Source organism: Paucibacter soli (genome assembly GCF_037482845.1).
GTDB lineage: Bacteria > Pseudomonadota > Gammaproteobacteria > Burkholderiales > Burkholderiaceae_C > Paucibacter_B > Paucibacter_B soli.
Map to the genome: position 1 here is coordinate 23,892 of NZ_JBBHJW010000014.1, position 15,151 is coordinate 39,042.

The 15,151-nt window shown below is 66.6% G+C and carries 16 protein-coding genes; 7 read left to right on the forward strand and 9 right to left on the reverse strand.

Annotated elements, in window-relative coordinates; genetic code table 11:
• Positions 1 to 24: 24 nt before the first annotated feature.
• The gene (gene greB, locus WG898_RS23625) at positions 25 to 582 is read left to right on the forward strand and encodes a transcription elongation factor GreB (protein ID WP_339605235.1); all 558 of its coding nucleotides are present in this window, start codon (positions 25 to 27) and stop codon (positions 580 to 582) included.
• Here greB and WG898_RS23630 read toward each other — a convergent pair.
• The 4 genes from WG898_RS23630 to WG898_RS23645 form a co-directional block, all read right to left on the reverse strand.
• Positions 572 to 2,845, reverse strand: a complete 2,274-nt coding sequence (locus WG898_RS23630; protein ID WP_339605236.1) for a RelA/SpoT family protein — start codon at positions 2,843 to 2,845, stop codon at positions 572 to 574. The genes greB and WG898_RS23630 overlap by 11 nt on opposite strands.
• An 83-nt stretch (positions 2,846 to 2,928) precedes the next feature.
• Positions 2,929 to 3,132, reverse strand: coding sequence for a DNA-directed RNA polymerase subunit omega (gene rpoZ / locus WG898_RS23635; protein WP_124452325.1), 204 nt, complete (start codon positions 3,130 to 3,132; stop codon positions 2,929 to 2,931).
• 31 nt (positions 3,133 to 3,163) lie between these two features.
• Positions 3,164 to 3,784, reverse strand: coding sequence for a guanylate kinase (gmk, locus tag WG898_RS23640; protein WP_339605237.1), 621 nt, complete (start codon positions 3,782 to 3,784; stop codon positions 3,164 to 3,166).
• A 19-nt stretch (positions 3,785 to 3,803) separates the two neighbouring features.
• Entirely contained in the window at positions 3,804 to 4,715 is a 912-nt protein-coding gene (locus WG898_RS23645) for a YicC/YloC family endoribonuclease (protein ID WP_339605238.1), read from the reverse strand.
• Positions 4,716 to 4,746: 31 nt separating this feature from the next.
• Between WG898_RS23645 and WG898_RS23650 the strand changes: the two genes are divergently transcribed.
• Genes WG898_RS23650 through hemW form a run of 5 tightly spaced genes read left to right on the forward strand, consistent with a single transcriptional unit; the run spans position 4,747 to position 9,178 of the window.
• Entirely contained in the window at positions 4,747 to 5,715 is a 969-nt protein-coding gene (locus WG898_RS23650; protein ID WP_285232802.1) for a serine/threonine protein kinase, read from the forward strand.
• Positions 5,712 to 6,623 carry a PP2C family protein-serine/threonine phosphatase gene (locus WG898_RS23655; RefSeq protein WP_339605239.1) on the forward strand — a complete coding sequence of 304 codons (912 nt, stop codon included), beginning with the start codon at positions 5,712 to 5,714 and terminating at the stop codon, positions 6,621 to 6,623. Before WG898_RS23650 ends, WG898_RS23655 begins: the two co-directional genes overlap by 4 nt.
• A 20-nt stretch (positions 6,624 to 6,643) precedes the next feature.
• Positions 6,644 to 7,375: a ribonuclease PH gene (gene rph / locus WG898_RS23660; protein WP_339605240.1), complete on the forward strand. Its 732-nt coding sequence runs from the start codon at positions 6,644 to 6,646 to the stop codon at positions 7,373 to 7,375.
• 2 nt (positions 7,376 to 7,377) lie between these two features.
• On the forward strand, positions 7,378 to 7,989 hold the full coding sequence (gene rdgB / locus WG898_RS23665; protein ID WP_339605241.1) for an RdgB/HAM1 family non-canonical purine NTP pyrophosphatase: 612 nt from the start codon (positions 7,378 to 7,380) through the stop codon (positions 7,987 to 7,989).
• 4 nt (positions 7,990 to 7,993) lie between these two features.
• Positions 7,994 to 9,178 (forward strand): radical SAM family heme chaperone HemW, encoded by a 1,185-nt coding sequence (gene hemW, locus WG898_RS23670; RefSeq protein ID WP_339605242.1) that lies wholly within the window; start codon positions 7,994 to 7,996, stop codon positions 9,176 to 9,178.
• Here hemW and WG898_RS23675 read toward each other — a convergent pair.
• On the reverse strand, positions 9,175 to 10,086 hold the full coding sequence (locus WG898_RS23675; protein WP_285232798.1) for a LysR substrate-binding domain-containing protein: 912 nt from the start codon (positions 10,084 to 10,086) through the stop codon (positions 9,175 to 9,177). The two genes, hemW and WG898_RS23675, sit on opposite strands and share 4 nt — an antisense overlap.
• Positions 10,087 to 10,363: 277 nt before the next feature.
• Between WG898_RS23675 and WG898_RS23680 the strand changes: the two genes are divergently transcribed.
• Positions 10,364 to 10,525, forward strand: a complete 162-nt coding sequence (locus WG898_RS23680) for a hypothetical protein (RefSeq protein ID WP_339605243.1) — start codon at positions 10,364 to 10,366, stop codon at positions 10,523 to 10,525.
• Between the two features lie 84 nt (positions 10,526 to 10,609).
• On the opposite strand, the gene WG898_RS23685 is transcribed toward WG898_RS23680, so the two are convergent.
• Genes WG898_RS23685 through WG898_RS23700 form a run of 4 tightly spaced genes read right to left on the reverse strand, consistent with a single transcriptional unit; the run spans position 10,610 to position 15,146 of the window.
• Complete coding sequence (locus WG898_RS23685; RefSeq protein WP_339605244.1) at positions 10,610 to 12,394, reverse strand: EAL domain-containing protein; 1,785 nt, start codon at positions 12,392 to 12,394, stop codon at positions 10,610 to 10,612.
• Positions 12,395 to 12,451: 57 nt separating this feature from the next.
• On the reverse strand, positions 12,452 to 13,546 hold the full coding sequence (locus tag WG898_RS23690) for a protein-glutamate methylesterase/protein-glutamine glutaminase (protein ID WP_339605245.1): 1,095 nt from the start codon (positions 13,544 to 13,546) through the stop codon (positions 12,452 to 12,454).
• A gap of 27 nt (positions 13,547 to 13,573) precedes the next feature.
• Positions 13,574 to 14,248 (reverse strand): chemoreceptor glutamine deamidase CheD, encoded by a 675-nt coding sequence (gene cheD, locus WG898_RS23695; protein WP_339605246.1) that lies wholly within the window; start codon positions 14,246 to 14,248, stop codon positions 13,574 to 13,576.
• 43 nt (positions 14,249 to 14,291) lie between these two features.
• Positions 14,292 to 15,146: a CheR family methyltransferase gene (locus tag WG898_RS23700; protein WP_339605247.1), complete on the reverse strand. Its 855-nt coding sequence runs from the start codon at positions 15,144 to 15,146 to the stop codon at positions 14,292 to 14,294.
• Between the last annotated feature and the right edge of the window lie 5 nt (positions 15,147 to 15,151).

Here is a 15,151-nt window from a genome sequence, read left to right on the forward strand (position 1 = left end):
GGGTTGGCCGGGCACAATATACGGATGAGCAAGGCCTTCACCAAGGAAAACGACGGCGACGACGACGAAGACATGGCGCTGCCCGCGCTGCCGTCGGGCGCGCGCAACTACATCACCCCCGAGGGCTATGCGCGGCTGCGTGCCGAGTTCATGACCCTGCTGGACGAGGAACGCCCCAAGATCGTCGAGATCGTCTCCTGGGCGGCCAAGAATGGCGACCGTTCGGAGAACGGCGACTATCTCTACGGCAAGAAACGCCTGCGCGAGATCGACCGCCGCCTGCGTTTCCTCACCAAACGCCTGGACATCGCCGAGGTGGCCGACCCCAGCCTGCACCATGGCAGCGACCAGATCTTCTTCGGCGCCACCGTCACCTATGCCAATACCAAGGGCGAGGAGCGCACCATCACCATCAAGGGCATCGACGAGAGCGACAGCCTGAACGGCGAGGTGAGCTGGGTCTCACCGATCGCGCGCGCGCTGCTGAAGGCGCGTGAGGGCGACGAGGTGCAGTTGATGACGCCCGGCGGGCTGGAGCGCCTGGAGGTGCTCGAAGTGATGTACCCGAAACCTAAGGCTTGATGCGCCAGGCCCGCAGCACTGCGGGTGAGCGCTTGAGGGTGCGCAGCACATCGGCCAGGTGCAGGCGATCGCGCACGCTCAGCAGCAGCTGCATCTCGGCGGTCTCGCGCGCCTGCGCCTCGTCGGTCATCGCGATATGGGTGATGTCGGCCTCGGCGGCGCTGACGGCCGTGGCAATCTGCGCCAGCACGCCCTTGCCGTTCTTCATCAGCACGCCCACGGCGGCCTCGAAGCTGCGGCTCAGTTCCTCGCCCCAGGCCACCGCGATCCAATGCTCGCTGTCGCGCTGGAACAGGCGCCGCCCGACCTGGCATTCACCGGTATGTACCACCAGGCCCTCGCCGCGGCCCAGATAGCCCTTGATGTCGTCGCCCGGGATCGGGCGGCAGCAGCTCGCCAGCCGCACCGAGGCGCCCTCGGTGCCGTCGATCGTGACCTGGCCCTGGGCCGGGCCGTCGTCGGCGCCAAAGCGACCCATGCTGAGCATCACTGCGTCGGGGCGCTGGCCCTGCTCGGCCAGCATGCGTGCCAGCTTCTTGGCCACGATGGTGGCGATCTTGCGGCCCAGGCCGATCTCGATCAACAACTCGTCCACATGGCGGTTGCCGGCCCAGCGGGCCAGGTCTTGCCAGAGCTGGGCGGCGCTGTTGTCCTCGTCGTCCAGGCCGGGCATGGCCAGGCCTTCGGCTCGCAGGGCCTGGGCCAGCATCTTCTGCCCGAGCTCGCGCGACTCTTCCTGTTCCAGGTTCTTGAGGAAATGGCGGATCTTGGAGCGCGCGCGGCCGGTGCGCACAAAACTCAGCCAGGCGGGATTGGGGCGGGCACCGGCGGCGCTGATGATCTCCACCACATCGCCGCTGCGCAGTTCGGCGCGCAGCGGTACCGGCTCGCCGTTGACCTTGGCGGCCACGCAATGGTCGCCCACGTCCGAATGGATGGCGTAGGCGAAGTCCACCGGCGTGGCGCCGCGCGGCAGCGCCATGATCTTGGACTTGGGCGTGAAGACATAGACCGCATCCGGGAACAGATCGATCTTCACATGTTCCAGGAATTCGTTGGCGTCGCGCGTCTCGTCCTGGATGTCGATGAGCGACTGCAGCCAGCGCGAACCCAGCTGCTGGGCCGCCAGCGGGTCGCCCTTGTTCTTGTAGAGCCAATGCGCGGCCACGCCTTTTTCCGCCACCATATGCATGGTCTCGGTGCGCATCTGGAACTCCACCGGCGTGCCCAAGGGGCTCACCAGGGTGGTGTGCAGCGACTGGTAGCCATTCGGCTTGGGGATGGCGATGTAGTCCTTGAAGCGACCGGGCTGCGGCTTGTAGAGCTGGTGCAGCACGCCCAGTGCCAGATAGCAATCGGGCAGCTCGGCCACGATGATGCGAAAGCCGAAGATGTCGCTTACCTGGGCAAAGCTCAGGTGTTTCTCGCGCATCTTCTTGTAGATCGAGAACAGGGTCTTCTCGCGGCCCTGGATCTCGGCCTTCTGGCCAGCCTCGTTGAAGGCCTTGATGACGTCGCGCTCGATGCGCGAGACCAGATCGCGCCGATTCCCGCGCGCTTTCGCGATCGCCTTGGACAGGGCGGCGTGACGCCAGGGGTGGATGTACTGGAAGGAGAGCTCCTGCAGCTCGCGGTAGATCTCGTTGAGCCCCAGGCGGTGTGCGATCGGGGCATAGATGTCGAGGGTTTCGCGCGCGATGCGGCGGCGCTTCTCGAAGGCCATCGCCCCCATGGTGCGCATATTGTGCAGGCGGTCGGCCAGCTTGATCAGGATCACACGCACATCGCGTGCCATCGCCAGCAGCATCTTGCGGAAGCTTTCGGCCTGCGACTCCTCCTTGGTGGAGAACTGCAGCTTGTCCAGCTTGGTGAGCCCGTCCACCAACTCGGCGGTAGGGGCCTCGAAGCGCTCGATCAGCTCGGTCTTGGTGACCCCGCAGTCCTCCATGGCGTCGTGCATCAGCGCGGCCATGATGGCCTGGGCGTCCAGGCGCCAATCGGCACAGATGCCGGCCACCGCGATCGGGTGGGTGATATAGGGCTCGCCGCTAGCCCGAAACTGCCCCAGATGGGCCTCGTCGGCGAACTTGTAGGCCTCGCGGATGCGCTTGATGTCGCCCTTGGGCAGGTAGGCGAGCTTGTGCAGCAGGGCGTCAAAAGACGCCGCCTCGGCCTGTGTCGGTTCCGGGCTGGTCTTGGTAATGCCCGACAGGCCGCCGAGGGCGGCGGGCAGGCGAGCGACGGCGAAGGATCGAAAACCCATGGTCCGAATTTAACGCATGCGCGCAGCAGGCCGGAAAAAGACAAAGGGCGCCCGAAGGCGCCCCTGGCTGGTCGGCCGTGACCTCAGACCGGCACCTTGCGCAGCATCTCGATGCCGACTTCGCCGGCGGCGATCTCGCGCAGGGCGGTGACGCCGGGCTTGTTCTTGCTTTCGATCTTGGGCGTGTGGCCCTGGCTCAGCATGCGGGCGCGATAGGTCGCGGCGAGCACCAGCTGGAAGCGGTTCGGGATCTTGGTCAGGCAGTCTTCAACGGTGATGCGGGCCATTTTTTATCCTGGTAATGAATCTTGGGGAGCGTCAGGGCAGGTCCAGAGCTCGGAAAACCGCGGAACGGTTGCGACGCTGAGCCGCGTATTTTAACCGCTGCGCATGCACGATGGCTTTGAGGTCGAAAAGAGCGGTCTCGAACACCGCATTCACCACCACGAAATCGAACTGCTGGGCCTGCGCCACCTCGACGCGTGCATTCGCCATGCGCTGGGCGATCACGCTCGGCTCGGTGTCGCCACGGCGCTTCAGGCGCTGCTCCAGCTCCTCCCAGCTGGGCGGCAGGATGAACACCAGCACCGCGTAGGGGAACAGCTTCTTGATCTGCAAGGCGCCCTGGAAATCGATCTCCAGCACCACGTCGTCGCCATGCGCCATGCGGGCCTCGATGGCGGCGCGCGAGGTGCCGTAAAGGTTGCCATGCACCTCGGCCCATTCGAAGAACTCGCCGCGGTCGGCCATGGCGCGGAACTCCTCCGGCGTGGTGAACCAGTATTCGCGGCCATGCTGTTCCTGGCCGCGCGGCGCGCGCGAGGTGTGCGAGATCGAGACGTCCAGCTTGGCGTCGAGTTCCAGCAGGGCCTTCACCAAGCTGGATTTGCCGGCGCCGCTAGGGGCGGCGACGACGAAGAGATTGCCGGGGTATTCCATGGTCGGGTCTTGTGCCTGCTTATTCGATGTTCTGGACCTGTTCGCGCATCTGCTCGATCGCCACCTTCATCTCCACCGAGATGTTGGTGAGCTCCAGCGCGGCGGACTTGGACCCCAGGGTATTGGCCTCGCGGTGCAGCTCCTGGATCAGGAAGTCCAGGCGCTTGCCGAGCTCGCCGCCCTTCTTGAGCAGGCGCTCGATCTCTTCCAGATGGGCACGCAGGCGTGCCAGCTCCTCGGCCACGTCGATGCGGATGGCATAGGCGGCCGCCTCGTTGAGGGCGCGCTCGCGCAGCGCCTCCTCGGGTATCGTTTGGGCCGCGCCCGTGCTTGCCAGCGCCTCCTGCCAGCGCTCCAGGAAGCGCTGCTGTTGACGCTGCACCACGGCGGGCACCAGGGGCGCGGCCTGCTCGGCCAGGCCGCGCAGGGTGTCGATGCGCTCCTGCAGAATCGCCACCAGCTTTTCGCCCTCGCGCTCGCGCGCCTCGGCCAGGCCGGCCACGCACAGGCGCGCCGCCTCCAGCGTGGCCTCGTCGAGCCGCTCGGCCGCGCCGCCGCCCTTGCACCATTGCAGGATCTCGTGCACCGAGAGCGCCTGCGCCTTGGGCAGCCAGTTCTGCACCGTGCCCTCCAGGCGCGCCAGCCGGTTGAGCTGCTCGGCCTGGGGCTGGGGCCAGTTGTTGTCCCCCTCGCGCTGGGTGTTGATGCGCAACTCGATCTTGCCGCGCTTGAACGCCTTGGTGAGCAATTCGCGCAGGGAGGGCTCCAGCCCGCGCAGATCCTCGGGCATGCGGAAGCCCAGGTCGAGGAAACGCCCATTGACGGAGCGTGCTTCCACGGTCACGCTGGCGCTCGAGACGGTGCCGGTCTCGCTCGGTGAAACGGGTTGCGAGCTGGCGCTGGCGTAACCCGTCATGCTGTAAACTGGCATGAGCATTCGGTTGAGCAATCAAAGCGCGATTATGTCAAAGCCGAAACCGGCGCCCTTGCCTGCAGGGACGGTAGTTGGGGGCTACCAGATCATCAAGAAGTTGGCGGCAGGCGGATTCGGTGTGGTTTATCTCGCCGAGGATCCCGAGCACCACCTGGTGGCCCTGAAGGAATACCTTCCCTCGTCCCTGGCGGAGCGCTCCCCCGGAGAACTCACTCCGCGCGTCAAGCCCGAGAAGCAGCCCCTGTATCGACTCGGGCTGCGCAGCTTCTTTGAGGAAGGGCGTTCGCTCGCCCAGATCTCGCACCCCAGCGTCGTTTCGGTGCTGAATTTCCTGCGCGAGAACGAAACCGTCTACATGGTGATGAACTATCTGCAGGGTGACACCTTGCAGGACTTCATCGTCACCGCACGCGATCTGAAGCGCGACAAGGTGTTTCGCGAGTCCACCATCCGCTCGCTTTTCGACGAGATCCTGAAGGGCTTGCGCATCGTGCACCAGCACAAGATGCTGCACCTGGACATCAAGCCGGCGAACATCTTCATCACCAACGACAACAAGGCGGTGCTCTTGGACTTCGGTGCGGCGCGCGAGGTGCTGAGCAAGGAAGGCAACTTCATCCGCCCGATGTACACGCCCGGCTTTGCCGCGCCCGAGATGTACCGCCGCGACGGCGCCCTGGGCCCCTGGACCGACATCTATGCGATCGGCGCCTGCATCTACGCCTGCATGCAGGGCTATCCGCCTAACGATGCACCGCAGCGTCTTGAAAAGGACCGCCTGGCGCTGAGCCTGTCGCGGCTGCGCAATGTCTATTCCGACAACCTCATCGAGGTGACCGAGTGGTGCATGTCGCTGGACCCGCTGGCGCGGCCGCAGAGCGTGTTCGCGTTGCAAAAGGAACTGGCGCGCGAGACCGAGCGCCGCTACACCAAGCTGAGCTTCAGCGAGCGCCTCAAACTCCAGCTTGAGAACCTCAAGGCAGGGGCCAAGGCGTGAGGTTCGGCATCTATCAGGTGAGCCGACGTGGCGGCCGGGAAAAGAACGAAGACCGCATGGGGTATTGCTATACCCGCGACGCGGTGCTGTTTGCCCTCGCCGACGGCATGGGCGGCCACCCTGAGGGCGAGGTGGCGGCGCAGATCGCGCTGCAGACCGTGGCCAGCATGTTCCAGCGCGACGCCAAGCCGGTGCTGGACGACCCGAATCGCTTTCTGGAAGATGCGATCCTGGTCGCGCACCAGCAACTGCTGCGCTACGGCCAGGACAAGGGCCTCACCGACACCCCGCGCACCACCGTGGTGGCAGGCGTGCTGCAACGTGGCAATGCCCATTGGGCGCATTGCGGCGATTCGCGCCTGTACATGGTGCGCGGCGGCGAACTGATGGCGCGCACGCGCGACCATTCCTACAGCGAGCTGCAGGAGGCCCTGGGTCGCCATGCAAATGGCGCCGAGCGCTTCAACCGCAACGTGCTGTTCACCTGCCTGGGTAGCCCCGGCAAGCCCATGATCGATATCTGCGGCCCGATTCCGCTGCAGACCGGCGACCGCTTCATGCTCTGCTCCGACGGCATGTGGAGCACGGTGAGCGATCTGGCCATTGCCGATCAGCTCTCCACCCGCGTGATTGCGGACGCCGTGCCCGAGCTGGTGGAGCAGGCGCTGCGCAACGGCGGCACGCGCTGCGACAATGTCACCGCGCTGGCGGTGGAATGGGAAGGTGAGGACGAGCCCGACACGGCCGACTCGATCTCGACCCAGAACCTGGCCGACGACGGCTTCGCCTCCACCATCCAGGCGGCCGCGCTGGAAGCGCAGGAACGCCGCGAGGATCTCAGCGAAGCTGAGATCGAGCGCTCGGTACGCGAGATCCAGGATGCGATCCGCAAGGCCGGCAAAAAGTAATCCTGAAAGGTCTTTTCCCGATGTCTGCTGAAGTCCAACGCGCGGGCGAGCGCGCCGCTGCTGCTTTGCGCCCGGTGCGCATTACCCGCCACTACACCTGCCATGCCGAGGGTTCGGTGTTGATCGAGTTCGGCAACACCAAGGTCTTGTGTACCGCCTCGGTGGAAGAAAAAGTGCCGCCGCACAAGCGCGGCTCGGGCTCGGGCTGGGTCACGGCCGAGTACGGCATGCTGCCGCGCGCCACCCATACGCGCAGCGACCGCGAGGCGGCCAAGGGCAAGCAGAGCGGCCGTACCCAGGAGATCCAGCGCCTGATCGGCCGCTCACTGCGCTGCGTGTTCGATCTGGCCCTGCTGGGCGAGCGCAGCATCCACCTCGACTGCGATGTGCTGCAGGCCGATGGTGGCACGCGCACCGCCGCGATCACTGGCGCCTATGTGGCCGCGCACGATGCGGTCAGCTGGCTGCTGGCGCAAGGCAAGATTGCCCAATCGCCCATCAAGGATGCCGTCGCCGCGATCTCGGTGGGCATGCTGGAGGGCACGCCGCTGCTGGACCTCGAGTACACCGAAGACTCGGCCTGCGACACCGACATGAATGTGGTGATGACCGGCTCGGGCGGCTTTGTGGAACTGCAGGGCACGGCCGAGGGCCTGGCCTTCAATCGCCTGGAAATGAACGCCATGCTGGACCTGGCCGAAAAAGGCATCAAGGACCTGCTCGCGGCGCAGCGCAAGGCCCTGGGCCTGTGAGCATGAAGCTGGTCCTTGCCTCCAACAACGCCAAGAAGCTCGCCGAGCTGCAGGCCCTGTTCGCGCCGCTGGGTGTGGAACTGGTGACGCAGGGCTCGCTGGGCATTGCGGAGGCCGAGGAGCCCTTCGAGAGCTTTGTGGAGAACGCGCTGGCGAAGGCGCGCCACGCCGCGGCGGCCAGCGGCCTGCCGGCGCTGGCCGACGATTCGGGCCTGGCCGTCGATGCGCTGGACGGCGCGCCCGGCGTGCTCTCGGCGCGCTATGCCACGCTGTTCGGCCAGCCCAAGTCGGACGCCGACAACAACCGCGTGCTGCTGGAGCAGCTCGCCGCCCATGGCGAAGGCCCGCACCGCGCCCAGTTCGTCTGCGCCCTGGTGGCCGTGCGCAGCGCCCGGGATCCGGTGCCCTTGATCGCGATGGGGCGTTGGCAGGGGCAGATCTTGCCCGCGGCGCAGGGAGAGGGCGGTTTCGGCTACGACCCGCTGGTGTTCATTCCCAGCCTGGGCCAGAGCGTGGCGCAGCTGAGCGCCGAGCAGAAAAACCAGCTGAGCCATCGGGCGCTGGCTGCCGCTTCGCTGGCACAGCAACTGCGTGAGGTCTGGCAACTTGGCTGAGCTCATGCACATGATGCGCCCCGGCACGCTGAGCCTGGCCGCCTTGCCGCCGCTCTCGCTCTATGTGCACCTGCCCTGGTGCCTCAAGAAATGCCCCTATTGCGACTTCAACTCGCATGAGTGGAAGGATGGCAGGCAACTGCCCGTGGACACCGCGCGCGCCTACCTCGGCGCGCTGCGCGCCGACCTGGAGGCCGCGCTGCCGCTGATCTGGGGTCGGCCGGTGGTAAGCATATTCATCGGCGGTGGTACGCCCAGCCTGTTTGCGCCGGAGCAGATCGCCGAGCTGATTTCCGACATCCGTGCGCGCCTGCCGCTGGAGCCCGGTTGCGAGATCACGCTGGAGGCCAACCCCGGCACCTTCGAGCGCGACCGCTTCCGTGGCTTTGCCGCGGCTGGCGTGACGCGCCTGTCGATCGGCGTGCAGAGCTTTGACGATGCCAAGCTCAAGGCCCTGGGCCGGGTGCATGACGGCGCACAGGCGCGCGTCGCGATCGAGGAGGCCGCCCAGGCCTTCGAGACCTTCAATATCGACCTGATGTACGCGCTGCCGGGCCAGAGTCTGGCCGAGCTGGAGCAAGACCTGAGCCTGGCGCTGGGCTATGCGCCGCCGCATCTGTCCGTCTACCACCTCACCATCGAGCCGAATACGCGCTTCGCGATCGCGCCGCCGGTGGTGCCCGACGCCGATCTGGCCAGCGACATGCTGGACCTGATCACCGCGCAAACGGGCGCCCGGGGCATGGAGCGCTACGAGGTCTCGGCCTATGCACGCGCCGGCCATCGCTGTACGCACAACCTCAACTACTGGCAGTTCGGCGACTATCTGGGCATAGGCGCGGGGGCGCACAGCAAGCTGAGCTTCCCGCACCGCGTGCTGCGCCAGGTGCGCTGGCGCGAACCGGCCAGCTATATGGCCAAGGCGGGCGAGGGCGCGGCGGTGTCCAACGAGCACGAGGTGGCGCGCAAGGAACTGCCCTTCGAGTTCATGCTCAACGCGCTGCGCCTGCGCGAGGGTGTGCCGATGCAGCAATTCCTGGAGCGCACCGGCCTGCCGCCCTCCAGCATCGCCGAGGCCTTGCAGCAGGGGCGCGGCAAGGGCCTGCTGGAGCTCGATCCGCTGCGCATCCAGCCCACGCCGCGCGGCTTCGATTTCCTCAGCGACCTGCAGTCGCTGTTCCTCGCCTAGTCGCCGTATAGCGCGCGCGCCGATTGCTCGATCTCGGCGTGCAGCCAGGTGCAGAGGGCGCGCAGCGCGGGTTCGTCCTTCAGCGCGGGCGGGTAGACGATGTGGTAGCTCTGCGCCTGCGAGCCCTCCAGGGCCTGGCCCGAGACGCGCACCAGGCGGCCGTCCAGCAAGGCATCGGCCGCCAGCAACTCCCGCGTCAGCGCCACCCCCATGCCCTGCTCGGCCGCCTGCAGGAGCAGGCCGGCATCGTTGAAGCTGGCCATGGTGCGGATCTGCCGGCTCAGGCCCGCCTCGGCAAACCATTGGGTCCATTGGGCGGCGTCGCCCAGCAGCGATTGCGCGGCCAGCTCCTCCAGGGGCGCGCCGATCAGGCGCTGCGCCAGCGCCGGAGCGGCCACCGGCACCGAGCGCGACTGCAGCAGCACCTCGTTGACCAGGCCGGTCCAGGGCCCGACACCCTGGCGCAGCGCGAGATGAAAGCCCTCGCGCTCCAGGTCGACGAGCTGCTGTGACACGTTCAGCTCCAAGGCGATCTCCGGATGCAGGGCATGCCAGCGCCCCAGCCGTGGCATCAGCCAGCGTTGCGCGAAGGAGGGCAAGGCGGTGATGCGCAAGGCCTGCAGCGCGCTGCCATGCGCGGCGCTGGCGGCCTGCAGCCCGCGCTCCAGCTCGACCCAGGCGCGCTCCACGCCGCGTTGCAAGGCCTCGCCCGCCTCGTTGAGCCGGATGCGGCGGCCGCTGCGCTCGAACAGCTGGAAACCCAGCTGCGTTTCCAGCGCCGTGAGCTGCTGGCTTACCGCGCTGTGGCTGAGGTGCAGGCGCTCGGCCGCTGCGCGCAAATTCTGGGTCTGGGCCGTGGCGCGGAAAGCGGCCAGGTATTGCAGGGGCAGGCGTGGGGCTCTGGGCATGCTGGTAAGCAAAGCTGAACAAGATGGCCCGATTTTCGCGCTATTGCCGGCGGGTATTAATGCTTAATATGACCAGCACTGCATCAGGAGATTCTCATGAGCAAACATCCCCTCGCTGTCTATCTCGCCACCACCGCCATGGCCCTGAGCGCCGCCGCTGCCAGCAGCCTGTTGTGCACCTGCTGGGCGGCACCGGCGCAGCTGGGGGCGGAGCTGTATGAGTTGCCGCCTGCGCAGCCTCAGCCCACTTCTGCCACCCAACTTCTAGCCCAATCGCATGCCCCTGCCAACGAGTCCTGCCGAGCTGATCCAGCGCCAGCTGGAGGCCTACAACGCCCGCAATATGGACGCTTGGCTGGCGACCTATGCGCCCCAGGCCCGCCAATACCTCTACCTGGCTACGTCGGTGGCCGAGGGGCATGAGCCGGACCTAACCTGAAGGGCCGGGCCAGCTGGAGATGGCTGCCATCTACGACGTTGACGGCGGCCTGATCCAGTCGGCCGTTTTCGCCGCCGGTGAGCCTCAGCTGGCCATCACATAAATGCCCAGGGCGCCATGCTTGGCATGGCGCTTGGCGGTGGCCGCCGCGCTGGCCACATCCTCCGAGCGATGCAGGCTGCCCGGGCTGACGCGCACCGCGCCGATCGACAGCGTGGTGCAGGGGTGGAAGCGCAGATTGCCCTGGCGATCCTCGGCCATGATGCCGCCGGCTTCCAGCGCCGCGGCGTCGAAGAGCTTGCGCGCCAGCTCGTTGAAACGCTCGACGATGAGCTCGCAGCGCTGTTCCCAGTCGTCGCTCTGGAACAGCATCACGAAATCGTCGCCGCCCACATGGCCGAGGAAGTCGCGCTGGCTGTCGCAATGCGCGCTGGCCACGCGCGCCAGCAGGCGGATCATCTCGTCGCCGCGCCAGTAGCCGTACTCGTCGTTGAAGGGCTTGAAGTGATTCAGGTCGGCATAGGCGGCGACGAACTCGCGCCCGCTCGTCAGCAGGCGGCCGATGTGCTGGCTGAGCGGGATGTTGCCGGGCAGAAAGGTCAGCGGATTGGCATGGCGCGCCGCCTCGATGCGCGCCTCGGTGACCGAGCGAACCAGCTGTTCACCCGTGCCCAGCCCCAGATAGCGACCCGCGCGCGTGATGATGAAGCCCTCGCGCAGATAACGTTGGTCGGCCGAGGTCAGCACGCGGGTGAGCGCCTCGATGCCGGTGGCGGCATCGACGACCAGCGGCGAGGCATTGGCGAACAGGGTACAGGCGTGGCGCCCGTAGAGATCGTTGAAGAAGGGCTTGGCCCAGCGGCCGATGAACTGGGCACGGTCCACCAGGGCCACCGGAATGCCGGCGTCGTTGAGTATGGCCACCGCGTGCAATTGCTCATGCGCGTTGAAGAGGCGGTAGAGCTGCTCGTTGCTGGCGCTCTCGTGCAGGGTGGGTGCCGTCACCATCAGCTGCTCGGCGCAGATACTGCTGCCGCCGGCGCGGCGCAACTCTGGCAGCACCGCGATGTCGGCGCTGGCCAGCACCTCGGCAGCCGGCCCCAGCACCTCGCGATGGCCCGCCGGGCCGGGTCGGCCCAGCAGCCAGCCCTGGCCGAAGGCTACGCCCAGATCGCGCAACACGCGCAGCTCTTCCGGGCTTTCGATGCCCTCGGCCACCAGCTGGGCACCAAAGGTCTCGGCCAGCTGCAGCAGGGCGCGAAAGGTCTGCAGCTTCTCGGCGTGGGCGGGCAGGTGGTGGGTGAAGTATTTGTCGATCTTGACCAGTTGGGGCTGGATCTCGGACCACAGGCGCAGCGAGGAGCGGCCGTCGCCGAAGTCGTCCAGCGCGATGCCCACGCCCAGTCGGCGCAGGCGCGTCAGGCCCTGGCGCAGGGCTTCGATGTCGGCGACGCGTTCATGCTCGGTCAGCTCGATGATGATGTCGGCCGGTGCGATGCCGATACGCTCGCACAGGCCCAGGCCGCGCGCCCAATAGGCGTCGCTCACGGCGCGTGCCAACGCCGCGGCGCTCATATTGACGAGCAGTTTGCCGGGCAGCTTCAGCCGCGCCCAATCCTTCAGCGCCTGCAGCGCGCAGCGCACCTCCAGCTCCACCGTCAGGCCCTCGCGGCGGCCGGCAGCAAACAACGCGTCGGGGTATTCCAGCGCCGAGCCGGCGGGGCCCCGCACCAGCGCCTCATGGCCGTAGATTTCGCCGCAGTCCAGCTTCACGATGGGCTGGAACAGGGTGTGCAGCAGATCCTCGGCGATGAGGGTCTGCACCTGCATGGGCAGGGCTTGCTGGCGGTCAGGGAGAGTGGTCATCATGTCGGTAGGCTCGCTCAAGCAGCGAGCTTGCCGACAGTTGATGACAGGGCTGCGAAACTACACGCGATTGGTGGAGAAGCCGGCGGTGCTGCGCAGGCGCTCCAGCAGGCGCGGCGCGATCTGGTCCAGCGGCAGCACCTCGTCGGCGGCACCGGCGTTGATGGCCTCGCGGGGCATGCCGAACACCACGCAGCTGGCTTCGTCCTGCACCAGGTTGTAGGCGCCGGCGTCCTTCATCGCCTTCATGGCCTTGGCGCCGTCGGCGCCCATGCCGGTGAGCATGATGCCCAGCGCGTTGGGCCCCACCACGCGGGCGGCGGAGTTGAACAGCACCTCCACCGAGGGCTTGTGGCGGTTCACCGGCTCGCCGTCCTGCACGCGCGCAATGTAGTTGGCGCCCGAGCGTTCCACGCTCAGGTGCATGCCCCCGGGTGCGATATAGCCGTGCCCAGGCAGCACACGCTCGCCGTCCTGGGCCTCCTTCACACGGATGCGGCACAGCCCGTCCAGGCGCGCCGCATAGCTGCGCGTGAAGCCAGGCGGCATGTGCTGTGTGATCACCACGGCCGGGCAGTCGGCGGGCAGGTTGATGAGCACGTCCTTGGTAGCCTCGGTGCCGCCGGTGGAGGCACCGATGAAGATGATCTTCTCGGTGGAGAGCCGGCCCAGGCTGGCCATTGGCACGGGCTTGGGCGCCGGCGCCGCGCCGGGTGCGGCGGCGCTGGCGGGGGCCGCATGGCTGCGGTGGATGCGGGCCTTGGAGGCGATGCGGATCTTGTCGGTGATGTCCTGGGCCAGCAGGCGGATGCCGTCGGCCACGCCGATCTTGGGCTTGGCGACGAAGTCCACCGCGCCCAGCTCCAGCGCCTTCATGGTGACCTCGGCGCCGCGCTCGGTCAGCGTGGACACCATCACCACCGGCATGGGCCGCAAGCGCATCAGGCGCGAGAGGAAGTCCAGCCCGTCCATCTTGGGCATTTCCACGTCCAGCGTGATCACGTCCGGATTGAGGTTGCGGATCATCTCGCGCGCCACCAGGGGGTCGGCGGCCGCGCCTATGCATTCCATGTCGGTCTGACGATTGATGATCTCGGTGAGGATGCTGCGCACCAGCGCCGAGTCATCCACCACCACGACTTTGATCTTGGCCATTCTTGAAAACTCCTCGTGCGCGCCGGCTCAGAACAAATCGATGGAGCCGCCGCTGGCCACCACGGGTTGGGCCTTCTGCGCCGCTGCGCGGTCCTGCTGGATCAGCGCATCGGTATTGGTCGGCGCCAGGCGCTTGACCATGGCCTTGCCGCTGTGCGGCAGAAAACAGACTTTGCGGGGATAGATGTCCATGACGTCTTTGGAAACAATCGGGATGCGCTCGGTCTTCAGGTAGTCGAGCACGAAGTTGGTGTTGCGTTCGCCGACATTGATGGTGTTCATGCCGGAGATGACGGCGCCGCCGCCGAAGATCTTGGCTTCCATGCGGCTCTTGGAGGCGCCGCGCTTCATCATCTCGTTGATCAGCAGTTCCATCGCGAAGGAGCCGTAGCGACCCGAGTCGCCGGTGCCCTCGGGCAGCATGAAGTGGTTCATGCCGCCGATTTGTGCGTGGCGGTCCCACAGGCAGGCGGCGATGCAGGAGCCTAGCGTGGTCATCACCAGCAGGTCCTCGTTGTCGACGAAATATTCGCCGGGCAGCACCTTGACCGCGGCGTTCTTGAAATGCGCGTCGTAGAAGAAGAAGGAGGCTTCGCCCTGCTTGCGCGACTGCGCCTTGAGCTGGGCCACGCGGGCGGCGCCGGGGCCACCGGCGAGATAGCTGCCGGCGCTGGCTCCGGACGGGGGCAGGGGCGTGCTCATTGGTTGGTTTTCGGCCGGTTACAGGGTGGACTTGAGCGCAGCCTCAGACGCGCTCGTAAATGGTCTTGCCGCGCAGGCGGAACAAGTCCTTGGACTCGGTGAAGTTCTCCGAGTGCCCGACGAACAGCAGGCCGTGCGGCCGCATCACCTTGTGGATGCGCTCCAGCACCTTGCGCTGCGTCGGTGCGTCGAAATAAATCATCACATTGCGGCAGAACACCATGTGAAAGGGCTCGCCCAGCGACCATTGGGTGTGCATCAGGTTGAGGGTGCGGAATTCAATGCTGCGCGCCAGCTCGGGCTTGACGCGGATGCGCCCGTCGTTGGCGCCGGTTCCGCGCATGAAGAAGTTCTTCAGCCGTGCCGGCGAGAGGCCGCGCGAGTCGGCACTGTAAACGCCGCGCTTGGCGGTATTGAGCACATTGGTGTCAATATCGCTGGCCACGATCTGCACCTGTGCGCCCGAGCCCAGCGACTCCGCGCAGGTCATGGCAATGGAATAGGGCTCCTCGCCCGTGGACGCGGCGCAGCACCAGATGCGCACCGGCTTGCTGTTGACCGCCTTCAGGTCGTCGGCCAGGCAATGGAAATGGTGCTCCTCGCGGAAGAAGGAGGTCAGGTTGGTGGTCAGGCAGTTGACGAACTCCTGCCACTCCTGCTCGCCCTGCGGGCCGCTGGCCTGCTCCAGCCATTGCAGATAGTCGGCAAAACTGCGGTGGCCGGTGTCGCGCAGGCGGCGCGAGAGCCGGCTGTAGACCATCGCGTGCTTGCCATCGTGCAGGCTGATGCCGGCATGCTGGTAGATGAGTTGGCGTACGCGATCAAAGTCGGCGCGGCTGAAGCTGAACTCGTGGTCGACCGCTTCGGTTGCCGTGGACTGAGGCGTTCCTGGGCGCATGTAGG

Excerpts from the sequence above, each read along its gene's own strand:
- greB (WP_339605235.1), top strand. The coding sequence starts at position 25 with ATGAGCAAGGCCTTCACCAAGGAAAACGACGGCGACGACGACGAAGAC.
- WG898_RS23630 (WP_339605236.1), bottom strand. The coding sequence starts at position 2,845 with ATGGGTTTTCGATCCTTCGCCGTCGCTCGCCTGCCCGCCGCCCTCGGC.
- rpoZ (WP_124452325.1), bottom strand. The coding sequence starts at position 3,132 with ATGGCCCGCATCACCGTTGAAGACTGCCTGACCAAGATCCCGAACCGC.
- gmk (WP_339605237.1), bottom strand. The coding sequence starts at position 3,784 with ATGGAATACCCCGGCAATCTCTTCGTCGTCGCCGCCCCTAGCGGCGCC.
- WG898_RS23645 (WP_339605238.1), bottom strand. The coding sequence starts at position 4,715 with ATGCCAGTTTACAGCATGACGGGTTACGCCAGCGCCAGCTCGCAACCC.
- WG898_RS23650 (WP_285232802.1), top strand. The coding sequence starts at position 4,747 with ATGTCAAAGCCGAAACCGGCGCCCTTGCCTGCAGGGACGGTAGTTGGG.
- rph (WP_339605240.1), top strand. The coding sequence starts at position 6,644 with ATGTCTGCTGAAGTCCAACGCGCGGGCGAGCGCGCCGCTGCTGCTTTG.
- rdgB (WP_339605241.1), top strand. The coding sequence starts at position 7,378 with ATGAAGCTGGTCCTTGCCTCCAACAACGCCAAGAAGCTCGCCGAGCTG.
- hemW (WP_339605242.1), top strand. The coding sequence starts at position 7,994 with ATGCACATGATGCGCCCCGGCACGCTGAGCCTGGCCGCCTTGCCGCCG.
- WG898_RS23675 (WP_285232798.1), bottom strand. The coding sequence starts at position 10,086 with ATGCCCAGAGCCCCACGCCTGCCCCTGCAATACCTGGCCGCTTTCCGC.
- WG898_RS23680 (WP_339605243.1), top strand. The coding sequence starts at position 10,364 with ATGCCCCTGCCAACGAGTCCTGCCGAGCTGATCCAGCGCCAGCTGGAG.
- WG898_RS23685 (WP_339605244.1), bottom strand. The coding sequence starts at position 12,394 with ATGATGACCACTCTCCCTGACCGCCAGCAAGCCCTGCCCATGCAGGTG.
- WG898_RS23690 (WP_339605245.1), bottom strand. The coding sequence starts at position 13,546 with ATGGCCAAGATCAAAGTCGTGGTGGTGGATGACTCGGCGCTGGTGCGC.
- cheD (WP_339605246.1), bottom strand. The coding sequence starts at position 14,248 with ATGAGCACGCCCCTGCCCCCGTCCGGAGCCAGCGCCGGCAGCTATCTC.
- WG898_RS23700 (WP_339605247.1), bottom strand. The coding sequence starts at position 15,146 with ATGCGCCCAGGAACGCCTCAGTCCACGGCAACCGAAGCGGTCGACCAC.